The sequence below is a fragment of the Pseudomonas sp. GW821-FHT04C07 genome, from assembly GCF_059420325.1.
Window position 1 is genome coordinate 97,303 of sequence record NZ_JBWKTM010000003.1, and the last position, 11,862, is coordinate 109,164.

General features: G+C 60.2%; 9 protein-coding genes. 7 read left to right on the forward strand and 2 right to left on the reverse strand.

The features are described 5' to 3' along the window. Positions 1-45: 45 nt before the first annotated feature. The 3 genes from AC07UI_RS07165 to AC07UI_RS07175 all read left to right on the forward strand — a co-directional run bounded on the left by AC07UI_RS07165 (position 46) and on the right by AC07UI_RS07175 (position 6,416). Complete coding sequence (locus AC07UI_RS07165; protein ID WP_494991827.1) at positions 46-1,935, forward strand: DUF1302 domain-containing protein; 1,890 nt, start codon at positions 46-48, stop codon at positions 1,933-1,935. Positions 1,936-1,963: 28 nt separating this feature from the next. Continuing rightward, complete coding sequence (locus tag AC07UI_RS07170) at positions 1,964-3,328, forward strand: DUF1329 domain-containing protein (RefSeq protein WP_494991828.1); 1,365 nt, start codon at positions 1,964-1,966, stop codon at positions 3,326-3,328. A gap of 343 nt (positions 3,329-3,671) precedes the next feature. Next, on the forward strand, positions 3,672-6,416 hold the full coding sequence (locus AC07UI_RS07175) for a winged helix-turn-helix domain-containing protein (RefSeq protein ID WP_494991829.1): 2,745 nt from the start codon (positions 3,672-3,674) through the stop codon (positions 6,414-6,416). Here the strand turns inward: AC07UI_RS07175 and AC07UI_RS07180 are convergent. Then, positions 6,343-6,861, reverse strand: a complete 519-nt coding sequence (locus tag AC07UI_RS07180; RefSeq protein ID WP_494991830.1) for a flavin reductase family protein — start codon at positions 6,859-6,861, stop codon at positions 6,343-6,345. The genes AC07UI_RS07175 and AC07UI_RS07180 overlap by 74 nt on opposite strands. Positions 6,862-7,061: 200 nt before the next feature. Here AC07UI_RS07180 and AC07UI_RS07185 point away from each other — a divergent pair, with 200 nt between their 5' ends. The 4 genes from AC07UI_RS07185 to argE all read left to right on the forward strand — a co-directional run bounded on the left by AC07UI_RS07185 (position 7,062) and on the right by argE (position 10,725). Next, positions 7,062-8,390 carry a flavin-containing monooxygenase gene (locus AC07UI_RS07185; protein WP_494991831.1) on the forward strand — a complete coding sequence of 443 codons (1,329 nt, stop codon included), beginning with the start codon at positions 7,062-7,064 and terminating at the stop codon, positions 8,388-8,390. Between the two features lie 69 nt (positions 8,391-8,459). After that, a complete protein-coding gene (locus AC07UI_RS07190) occupies positions 8,460-8,891 on the forward strand; it encodes a RidA family protein (RefSeq protein ID WP_494991832.1) in 432 nt (143 codons plus the stop codon). Then, on the forward strand, positions 8,888-9,565 hold the full coding sequence (locus AC07UI_RS07195; RefSeq protein WP_494991833.1) for a DUF1028 domain-containing protein: 678 nt from the start codon (positions 8,888-8,890) through the stop codon (positions 9,563-9,565). The genes AC07UI_RS07190 and AC07UI_RS07195 overlap by 4 nt, the downstream gene beginning before the upstream one ends. Further along, positions 9,562-10,725: an acetylornithine deacetylase gene (gene argE, locus AC07UI_RS07200; RefSeq protein ID WP_494991834.1), complete on the forward strand. Its 1,164-nt coding sequence runs from the start codon at positions 9,562-9,564 to the stop codon at positions 10,723-10,725. Before AC07UI_RS07195 ends, argE begins: the two co-directional genes overlap by 4 nt. A gap of 167 nt (positions 10,726-10,892) precedes the next feature. On the opposite strand, the gene AC07UI_RS07205 is transcribed toward argE, so the two are convergent. Further along, complete coding sequence (locus AC07UI_RS07205; protein WP_494991835.1) at positions 10,893-11,813, reverse strand: LysR substrate-binding domain-containing protein; 921 nt, start codon at positions 11,811-11,813, stop codon at positions 10,893-10,895. Positions 11,814-11,862: the final 49 nt, after the last annotated feature.

Sequence of the window (11,862 nt, forward strand, 5' to 3'; positions counted from 1 at the left end):
AGAAGTGCTCACAGCCATAAAAATAAAGCACATGGAGTAGCGTCGATGACATCAGTAAACCAGTTCTGGCGCCGGGCGAAACTGCCCCTGGCGGTCAGTCTCGCCTCTACGCTTGCCGGGCCCGCATTCGGCGTCAGTTTCAACATCGGTGAAATAGAAGGTCAGTTCGACTCGTCTCTCTCCCTGGGTATGAGTGTGTCAACCCAGCAGCCGAACAAGAACCTGATCGGCGTCAACAACGGTGGGAAAGGCCTGTCCCAGACCTCCGATGACGGTCACTTGAACTTCAAGAGCGGGCAAGCCTTTTCGAAGATCTTCAAGGGCATCCATGACCTTGAACTGAAATACGGCGATACCGGCGTCTTCGTACGCGGTAAATACTGGTACGACTTCGCGCTGCAAAACCAGGATCTGGAATTCAAGAACGTCAGCAACGACGGACGTAAGGAAGGCGCCAAGTCGTCGGGTGGAGAAATCCTCGACGCCTTCGTCTACCACAACTACTCCATTGGTGACGAGCCGGGTTCCGTGCGTCTGGGCAAACAGGTCGTGAGCTGGGGCGAAAGTACCTTCATTGGCGGCGGTATCAACTCGATCAACCCGATCGATGTTTCCGCGTTCCGTCGTCCTGGTGCCGAGATCAAGGAAGGCCTGATCCCGGTCAACATGTTCTACATCTCGCAAAGCCTGACCGAGAGCCTGTCGGCCGAGGCGTTCTACCAGATCGGATGGGACCAGACCGTTGTCGATAACTGCGGCACCTTTTTCTCCCAGCCAGACATCATTGCCAACGGTTGCACCGACAACCTGCGTGTACTGAACAAGCGCTCCACTATCCCGGCAGTCGCATTGGGGCCATTGGCCGCCGCCGGCGTTGATGTCAACGAAGAAGGGGTGCTGGTTCGTCGTGGTGATGATCGCGAAGCCCGTAACAGCGGCCAGTGGGGCGCGTCCTTCAAGTACATGTTCGACCCGCTGGACACCGAGTTCGGTGCGTACTTCATGAACTACCACAGCCGGGCGCCGATCTTCAGTGCCACCGGGGCTCCGCAGTCGGTTTTCAACGGCGTCAAGGCCTTGCCGGGTCCATTCCAGGCCTTGGGGCCGCTGGTGGTCGCGGGTAACTCGCAGTATTTCGTCGAGTACCCTGAAGACATCCGCCTCTATGGTCTGAGCTTCTCAACCACCCTGCCTACCGGTACCGCGTGGAGCGGTGAGATCAGCTACCGTCCGAATGCCCCGGTGCAGTTGAACTCCACTGACATTCTGTTCGCTGGGGTTCGCCCACTGGGCGGTACGCTGACCAACGCCTCCTTGCTCACTGGCGTTCCGGGTGAAGACCTGCACGGCTATCGCCGCAAGGAAATCACCCAGATCCAGACCACCCTGACGCACTTCTTCGATCAGGTCATGGGCGCCCAGCGTCTGACCCTGGTGGGTGAAGTCGGCCTGACTCACGTCGGTGGCCTGGAAAGCACGTCCGACGTCCGTTACGGCCGCGATCCGGTCTTCGGCCCAGGCGAACTGCCAGCCACGGGTGGTCTGGACACCTGCTCGCAGATCCTCAACACCTCCACCATCAACGGTGCCGGTCCGGGTGCTTCGGCCAATAACCGTAGCAGCAACTGCAACAACAATGGTTTCACCACGGCCAACTCGTGGGGTTATCGCGGCCGCGCCATCTGGGAATACCCCGACGTGTTCGCCGGTGTGAACCTCAAGCCGAATGTGGCCTGGTCCCATGACGTCAGCGGCTATTCCCCTGGCCCTGGCGGTAACTTCGAAGAAGGTCGCAAGGCCGTGAGCCTTGGGGTCGATGCTGAATACCAGAACACCTACACCGCAAGCCTGGCATACACCAACTTCTTTGGCGGTAAGTACAGCACCGTGGATGACCGCGACTTCGTTGCGCTCAGCGTCGGCGTGAACTTCTAAGCACTGCATCTTGAGGACGAACAAAACTATGAAAATAACCAAGAGTCTGTTGCACGTCGGTGTCCTTGGGCTGTCGCTGCTGGCGACCAGCGTCATGGCAGCGGTTCCCGCGGCTGAAGCGGACAAGCTGGGCAAAAGCCTGACACCGATGGGCGCCGAGATGGCCGGTAATGCCGATGGCTCGATCCCGGCCTGGAAACCGATGGCCAGGAACGCCGGTAGCATCGACAGCAAAGGCTTCCTGTCCGACCCTTATTCCAGTGAAAAGCCGCTGTTCACCATCACCGCACAGAACGTCGATAAGTACAAAGAGAAGCTGGCTCCAGGGCAGTACGCGATGTTCAAGCGCTACCCGGAAACCTTCAAGATGCCGGTTTACCCGTCCCATCGCGGCGCCACTGTGCCGGATGACGTACTCGCCGCCATCAAAAGGAATGCCACCAACACCAATCTGGTCTCCGGTGGCAACGGTCTGGAGAACTTCGAGACCGCAGTGCCTTTCCCGATTCCAAAAAGTGGCGTTGAGGTTATCTGGAACCACATCACCCGCTATCGTGGCGGCAGCGTGACCCGTCTGGTGACCCAGGCCACGCCACAGCCAAACGGCTCGTACAGCATGGTGTACTTCCAGGACCAGTTCGTGTTCCGCGACAAGATGAAGGACTACGACCCGAAAAGCCCGGGCAACATCCTGTTCTACTTCAAGCAGAAAGTGACCGCTCCGGCACGTCTGGCCGGTGGTGTGCTGCTGGTGCACGAAACCCTCGACCAGGTGAAGGAACCTCGTTCGGCGTGGGTCTACAACGCCGGTCAGCGTCGCGTGCGTCGGGCTCCACAAGTGTCCTATGACGGTCCGGGTACCGCGGCTGACGGCCTGCGCACCTCCGACAACCTGGATATGTACAACGGCGCGCCAGATCGTTACGACTGGAAACTCGAAGGCAAGAAGGAGATGTACATCGCCTCCGACAGCTACAAGCTCGATTCACCGCAGCTCAAGTACACCGACATCATCAAGGCCGGTCACATCAACCAGGACCTGGCGCGTTACGAGCTGCGCCGCGTCTGGCATGTGGTTGCTACCCTGAAGGAAGGGCAGCGTCATATCTATGCCAAGCGTGACTTCTACATTGACGAAGACACCTGGCAAGCGGCGGTGATCGATCACTACGACGGTCGTAATCAACTCTGGCGTGTGGCCGAAGCCCATGCTGAAAACTATTACGACAAGCAAGTGCCGTGGTACGCCCTGGAAACCCTCTACGACCTGCAATCGGGTCGCTACCTGGCACTGGGCATGAAGAACGAAGAGAAACAGGCGTATGACTTCGGCTTTACCGCGACCACCAGCGATTTCACCCCTGCTGCACTGCGTCAGGATGGTGTTCGCTAATACGTTGTAAAACAGAGGCCGCATCCTCTGAACGCCCCGACTGGATCGGGGCGTTTTCTATTGGGCTCATCAAGGTAGGAGCGAGGCTTGCCCGCGAGGCATCGGCACAGGCGCCGAGGGGTTTCAGGTAAACCGCGTCGTCCCATTCGCGGGCAAGCCCGGCTCCTACGAAGAGCTATGCGGTTTTCTCTGGCTGGCCGGTGGTAACGGCAAACCGGCGCTGACAATTTTGGTTGTATTCTTTTTCTATCAATTTGTAGCGGAAATCTACAAAACGAGGCCTTTTACCGCTAGTCTGCGGACATCTGCAATGCCGACAACAGCACTTCAACAAGAGTTGGCTATGACTGACCTGTCCCGCTTACAAGGGCCTTCCGGTGTGGCGATTCCAGCACTGGAAGGGCGTTTTTACCGACCACCCTTGCCCGACGGCTATGTACTGCGGCCTCGCTTGTGCGAGCGCCTGAGTGCAGGCTTGAGCGGGCGCTTGCTGTTGGTCAGCGCGCCGGCCGGTTTTGGTAAAAGCTCCCTGGCGGTGGAGTTCTGTCAGAGCCTGCCTGCTCACTGGCAAAGCCTCTGGTTGGGACTGAGTCCTCGTGACAACGACCCCGGCCGCTTCCTCGAGCGCCTGCTCGACGGTCTTCAACAATATTTCCCGCAACTGGGCAGTCAGGCTCTTGGTCTGTTGAAAATGCGCCAGCGGCACCAGCCGTTTGCCTTCGAAGAATGGCTGGATGGTCTGCTGGATGAACTGGCCGAGCACCTCAGTGCGAGCAATCCGTTATTGCTGGTGCTGGATGACTACCATCTGGCCCAGGGACCGGTGCTCGATCGCTGCCTGCAATTTTTCCTCAATCATTTACCCGATGGCTTGCTGGTGCTGGTCACCAGCCGTCAGCGTCCGGACTGGCACCTGGCGCGTTTGCGGCTGTCCCGGCAATTGCTTGAGTTGCATGAGCAGGACCTGCGCCTGACTCACGACGAATCTCTGACATTGCTCGACAGGCACAGCAGTTCGCTGCGCGGTGAAGCCCTGGAAAGCCTGATCCAGCGCAGTGAAGGCTGGGTTGCCGGGCTGCGCTTCTGGCTGCTGGCGGCCTCCGAAGCCGGCAATGGCGGTGCTCTGCCTCAGGCGTTGCACGGCGGGGAAGGGTTGATTCGCGACTACCTGCTCGAAGAAGTCATCGATTGCCTGCCCGCCGAGGTGCAGTCATTCCTGTATGACACCGCGCCGCAGGAGCGTTTTTGCAGCGAGTTGTGCGACGCTGTTCGCGAAGCCCACGACAGCGCTGAAATTCTTCGGTATTTGCAGGCCCATCAGGTTTTTCTCGTGCCACTGGATGATCAAGGCCATTGGTATCGTTATCACCATTTGTTTTCCGACCTGCTGCGTACCCGCCCCACGACCAATGCGGTATTGCCGGCCGCCAGTCTGCACCTGCGGGCTTGCCGCTGGTTCAATGCCCAGGGCTTGCTCGATGAAGCGGTGGAACAGGCGTTGCGTGCCGGACACCTGGATGTGGCGGCGAATCTGGTGCAGAACCTTTCCGAAGAACAGCTGCTGGCCGAGCAAAACGTTGGCATGCTGCTGCGCTGGAAAATGGACCTTCCCGACAGCCTGCTGATCAGCACGCCGCGGTTGATCGTGCTTTATAGCTGGGCGCTTGGACTCGCCTGTCAGCTGGACGCCGCCGAGGAGCTGGCGAGTCATTTGAGTCGATTCCTGCCGGCACCTTCGGCGACCGCGCAGAAATCCATGCTGGCTCAATGGCTGGCGCTGAGCGGGATCATCGCCCGTGGTCGCGGTAACCGCGAGCTGACCCTGCTTTATTGCACGCAAGCGCTGGAGAGCCTGCCGCACAAGCGTTACGGGCAGCGCTTGATGTGTCTTTCGACGCTCTCCAATCTGGCAATTGCCGACGCCGACCTGTGGCGCGCCCGTGGTTTGAACCGTGATTCGCTGGAGTTGGCGCAACGCGTTGGCAACCCGCTTTTCGAAGCCCTGGCCCATTACGATCGGGCCCGGGTGCTGCAAGCCCGGGGGGAAATCCTCCGCGCGCTCGATGAGGTGCGCCAGGGTTTGCAACGCCTGCAGAAGTTGTCCCCGCAGCGGCTGTACGCAGTTCGCGCTCGCCTGACTCTGTATGAAGGATTTCTGCTGACCCTGCGCATGCAGCCCGAAGCCGGGCTCGCTCGATTGCAGGCCGGATTGGGCGAAGCGCGAGCCTGTCGGGATATCAGTGTGCTGATCGGTCATTGTGTGATCGCCAAGCTCGAAGGGCATAACGGCCAGTTCGCCAAAGCCTTTGCCGAACTGGCCGAAGCCGAGCGGTTGATGCACATCTGGGACGTGCCGCCGATCTACTACCTGGCGATGATCACCCTGGTCAAATGCGAGCTGTGGCTGGCTCAGGGCCGTACCGATCTGGCCGAAGCGTGGCTGGCGCGGCTAGGGCAGACCTATAACGGTGAAAAGGCGGCAGCGCCTCCGGAATTCCATCCACAACTGCCGATGCACATCGAACTGCAACAGGCCTCGCTGGACGTGATCCAGGGGCGGACCGCAGTGGCCGAGCAGCGGTTGAATACACTGGTCGAGCATGGGCAGCGAACCGGTCGGCAGATGCTCAGCGCGATGGCGTTGAATCAGAAGGTCACGTTGCTGCTCGGTAGCGGGCGCGAACCTGAAGCACGGCAAGCCTTGGCCCAGGCGTTTGAAGCGGCGGCGGGGGGCGTATTGCAACCTTTCGAGTGGTTGCTGGGTGGCCATCCCGACTGGCTGAGGGAGCAACTTCAGTTCAGTTCGCAACCTGCGCTGCGCCAAAGCTTGCTTGAGCGCTTGCCAGCGGCCGTAACCGTGGCCCGGGAGCCGGTCGAGCCGCAGCATCACACCGAAAGTCTGAGTGCCCGCGAAATGGCGGTCCTGCAATTGATCGCCCAGGGCTGCTCGAACCAGGAAATCAGCGATCGGCTGTTCATCTCCCTGCACACCGTAAAAACCCACGCCAGCCACATCAACAGCAAACTCGGCGTCGAGCGCCGGACCCAGGCCGTGGCCCGGGCGAAGGAATTGGGGGTGTTGGGGTGATCCAGAATGTCGGGCATGAACCCTGTGGCGAGGGAGCTTGCCCAACTTCCCGTAGCAGCTGGCGAAGCCTGCGTTCGGCCGCGCAGCGGTCGTAAATCCTGCCGCCACGGTTAACCTGAAAAAACGCGGTGCCTGATTTTACGACCGCTGCGCGGCCGAACGCAGCCTGGCGGCAGCTGCTACGGGCATGCGGGCAAGCTCCCTCGCCACAAGTGCTCGCCAGACCGGCATTGCTAAACCGCCTCCAACGCCTGTAACCCGCAAAATTTCCTCTGCGAATACGCCAGCGGCGCGCTTTCACTGCCATCACTTTGCCGATAAACACCGTGTGGGTGCCCAGGTCCATTTGGTGCTCGATGTGGCAATCAAAACTCGCCAGGGCATTGTCCAGTAGTGGCGCGCCCGTGGTGTGCGGGGGCCGGTGGCCCAGGTGTTCGCCGGGCAAAAAATAACTGGGTAAAACGCATCTTTACACCTCATCCAGACCCGCGATTTAAACGGGTCAAAAGGCTCTGCATCAGTTATTTATCTTCAATTACCAGCTTAATAATATTTTACCAATACAGGGGTGATCCCTAGTCTTGCGCCAAGAGATGACAAGCCATGTCCGACCTGAATCCAACTGCTTGTTAGAAGGGTGTAGAGATGACCATTGATAAAATAGAAATAGATACGCTTGTTGTTGGCGCCGGTCAGGCTGGGGTGGCCATGAGTGAACACCTGAGCAAACTCGGCGTGTCCCACCTCGTGCTGGAGCGCAATCGTATCGCCGAACGCTGGCGCACCGGACGCTGGGATTCGCTGGTTGCCAACGGTCCGGCCTGGCACGATCGTTTTCCGGGTCTTGAGTTCGACGATCTCAGTCCCGACGGCTTTGCCCCGAAAGAGCGGGTTGCGGATTATTTCGAAGCCTATGCCAGGAAGTTCAATGCACCCATCCGCACCGGCGTGGAAGTGAAGAAGGTAGAACGCAATGTTGGCCGGCCGGGCTTCACCATTGAAACCTCCGAGGGCGTGATCGAGGCCAACCGCGTGGTGGCCGCCACCGGACCTTTCCAGCGTCCGGTTATCCCGCCGATCGCTCCGAAAGATGAGCAATTCACACAGATCCATTCGGCCGAATACCGCAATCCAGCGCAGCTTCCCGAAGGGGCTGTATTGGTTGTGGGTGCCGGGTCGTCGGGAGTGCAGATTGCCGATGAGTTGCAGCGTGCCGGCAAGAAGGTTTACCTCTCGGTTGGCGCACACGATCGCCCGCCCCGCGCCTATCGCAACCGTGACTTCTGCTGGTGGCTGGGCGTTCTCGGTGAATGGGATGCGGCGGCCATGAAGCCGGGCAGGGAACACGTCACCATTGCCGTCAGCGGTGCCCATGGCGGCCGTACGGTGGACTTCCGCGGTCTCGCCCATCGCGGGATGACGCTGGTTGGCCTGACGCAAGCGTTCAATGGCGCCGTGGCGACCTTCCAGGCGAATCTTGCCGACAACCTGGCTCGCGGCGATGAGAACTACCTGGCGCTGCTCAATGCGGCTGACGCCTACATTGAGCGCAATGGTCTGGACCTGCCGGAAGAACCTGAAGCCCGCCATACCTTCGCGGATCCGGAGTGTGTGACCACGCCCATTCTTGAGCTCGACCTGGCCGAGGCCGGCGTGACATCGATCATCTGGGCAACCGGTTTTGCCGTTGATTACAGCTGGCTGAAGGTCGACGCCTTCGACGCCAACGGTAAGCCGCAGCATCAGCGGGGCGTTTCGAGCGAGCCTGGCGTGTATTTCCTGGGCCTGCCGTGGCAGTCGCGTCGTGGCTCCTCGTTCATCTGGGGCGTTTGGCACGACGCCAAGTATGTGGCTGACCATATCGCCACGCAGAGTAAGTACCTCGCCTACCGGGATGCCGCGCAACGTCAGGCAGAAGACTGCGAAACCGCCCCTACCGCCCCGGCCGTCAATAAAACAACCGTAAGCGCTTGATGCTCAAGATCCGCCCCGGCGGTTGAACCGCCGGGCCATATTTTGCCTTTCTTCCCCCAGGAGCGTCAGATGTCCAAGCCAACCCATACCCGTATTCGCATGTTCAACACCAAAGAAACCTACCCCAACCAGACCCTGGACAACGACCTCTGCCAAGCCGTCGTCGCCGGCAATACGGTGTATGTGCGGGGCCAGGTCGGCACCGATTTCGAGGGCAGGCTAGTCGGTCTGGGTGATCCACGGGCCCAGGCCGAACAAGCGATGAAGAACCTCAAACAGTTGCTGGAAGAAGCTGGCAGCGACCTGAGTCATATCGTCAAGACCACCACCTACATCACCGACCCGCGCTTTCGCGAGCCGGTCTATCGGGAAATCGGTAAGTGGCTCAAGGGCGTGTTTCCGATCTCCACCGGGCTGGTGGTTGCCGGCCTTGGCCAGCCTGAATGGCTGATGGAAATCGACGTGATTGCAGTGATCCCGGACCAGGAGGCGAGCAGATGACTTTTTCCATCGTCGGTCGTTGCGCTGAAACCGGGCAACTGGGAATTGCCATCAGCTCGTCGAGCATCGCCGTTGGTGCGCGTTGCCCCTGGTTGCGCGCGGGCGTCGGCGCGGTAGCGACCCAGAACATCACCTTGCCGGCCCTCGGCCCGGAAATTCTCGACCTGCTCGACGCCGGGGAAAGCGCCAGCGCGGCGCTGGACAAAGCCTTGACCCGCCACGGCTTCAGCCAATACCGCCAGGTCGCGGTGATCGATCATCACGGCGCCACGGCGCTGTTTACCGGCAGCCAGGCGCTGGGCGTGAACAACGCCGTCGCGGGTGAACAATGCGTGGCCGCCGGTAACCTGCTGGCGAACCCAGGGGTGATTCAGGCGATGGTTGACGCATTCGAAGTCACCGCCGGCGAGTTATTGGCCGATCGTTTGCTCGCGGCCATGCATGCGGCCATGGCGGCTGGCGGTGAGGCTGGACCGGTGCATTCGGCGGCGTTGTCGGTGGTCAGTGATCTGCTTTGGCCTATTGTCGATCTGCGGGTGGACTGGGCTGAACAAAACCCGATCGGTCAGCTTGATCAACTCTGGCAGGCTTATCGCCCGCAAATGGACGACTACGTCATCCGCGCGCTGAACCCGACGGTCGCGCCCAGCTACGGTGTGCCGGGTGATGAATGAGTGCCTTTAGAAGTCGTGCGTTGCTGGAGCGGCTGATCGGCTTCAATACCGTCAGCCGTGAGTCCAACCTGGCCCTGATCGAATTTATCCGCGACTACCTCGCGGATTTTGGCGTGGTCAGCGAAATGTTCTTCAATGCCGAACGAACCAAGGCCAACCTCTACGCCAGCATCGGCCCCACGGATCGACGTGGCATCGTGCTGTCCGGGCATACCGATGTGGTGCCCGTGGACGGTCAGCCGTGGACCGTCGAACCCTTTACCTTGAGCGAGCGGGAAGGGCGCCTGTACGGTCGCGGCACGGCAGACATGAAAGGCTATCTGGCTTGCGTGCTGGCGGCGGTTCCGGATTTTGTCGCTGCAGCGTTGCAGGTACCGGTGCATCTGGCGTTTTCCTACGATGAAGAAGTCGGCTGTCTCGGCGTGCGCTCATTGCTGGCCGAGCTTGCGCAACGCGACCCCAAGCCGCTGGCCTGCATCATTGGCGAACCCACCGAGCTGCGCCCGGTACTCGGGCACAAAGGCAAACTGGCAATGCGCTGCTGCGTGCAAGGCGCGGCCTGCCATTCGGCCTATGCACCGCAAGGGGTCAATGCCATCGAATATGCGGCACGGCTTATCGGCAAGCTGGGGCAGATCGGCGACGCGCTGGCGGAGAGTGAAGGCCTTGATCTGCGATTCGATCCGCCCTATTCAACCGTGCAGACCGGGGTGATTCGCGGCGGGACGGCGCTGAACATCGTGCCGGCGCAGTGTGAGTTCGACTTTGAAGTGCGGGCCTTGCCCAGCTTCAATCCGCAGCAGGTCGCGGACGCGTTGCAAGCCTATGCCGAGCAGGAATTGCTGCCGAAGATGCGGGTCGTACGGCCTGAAACGGCAATTCGCTTTCAGCCTTTGAGCGGTTATCCGGGACTGGCGACCGACCCCAAAGGTTTCGCGGCAGAACTCATCGCCCGGCTCAGTGGCTCCAGCGAATTCGGCACCGTGGCCTTTGGCACTGAAGGTGGGCTGTTCAGTCAGGCCGGGATTCCCACCGTGGTGTGCGGGCCGGGCAGCATGGACCAAGGTCACAAGCCGGATGAATTCGTGAGCGTCGAGCAGATGCAGGGCTGTGAGCAGATGCTGGAGCGGTTGGTGCAGTGGTTGCGTCAACCCACCTGAGTCTCGTTCCCACGCTCCGCGTACTGATCGTTCCCACGCTCCGCGTGGGAATGCAGCCCGTGACGCTCTGCGTCACATCCAGGAGCGGCAGCAGAGCGTGGGAACGATCATCAACCCTGTAGGAGCAGCCGGTCGACGCTCGATTGCTCGCGATGAGGGCCTAGAGATCACAAAGATCTTTCGGCCTTCGCTGTGAGCTGCTCCCGACAATAATCAGCAAACAGCTGCGCCGGTTTGGTCAGTTGCCCGCGCTTGAGCCAGGCTGCTACCAGACCTGAACCGGTGACGTCTTCGACGATATCCACGCACACCACTTTCTGCCCGTCATAGGTGCACTCCGAATGCGGCCGGGTCACCAGAATCGAAAAGCCGAAACCCTGGCCCACCATCCCCCGAACCATCTCGATCGACGGTGAGCTGAAGGCAATTCTGGGTGTCAAATCAAACTCTTCAAACAGACTGACGAAGTAGGTCCTGCTCGGCTGCACGTCCAGCAGAATCATCGGTTCCAGGCACAAGTCACGCAGGGAAACCTGCGCTTGCCGGGCAAAGCGATGGTCGGCCGGCAGCAATGCATAAGGTCGCTGCGCAGGCATCAGCGGTTCGGTCTGGATGGTGCCGTCCAGGTCGTGTTCATAGAGGATCGCCAGGTCAAAGGTGCCGGACGTCAGACCTTGCACCAGCTCCTGTTGTTCGCCGTCGCGGATACGGATCTCCACTCCCGGATAGAGCGCGGAAAAGCCTGCGATCAACTGCGGCAAATACAGCGGCGCCACGGTTTCGAAGCAACCGATATCGATCTGCCCGGCCACTACATCGTTGTCGGCCAGGGCGTTCTGTTCGAACTCCTTGGCCATGCGCAACAGCTCCTGAGCCTTGCGATAAAAGCGTGCGCCGCTGGGCGTCAGTGAAACCCCCTGGGCATGATGGCGGATCAGCAGTTGCACGCCAAAGCTGTCTTCCAGTCCCTTGATCGCCGTGGAGATCGATGGCTGTGCGATGTACAGCTTGCGCGAAGCCTCGGCGACGCTGCCGCATTCGACGGTGGTGATGAAGTACTTCAGTTGACGCAGATTGTAGGCAGCCACAGCGAACCTCGTTCTATGCCCCCGTTGCGGGGTGGGTGAATTCGAAGCC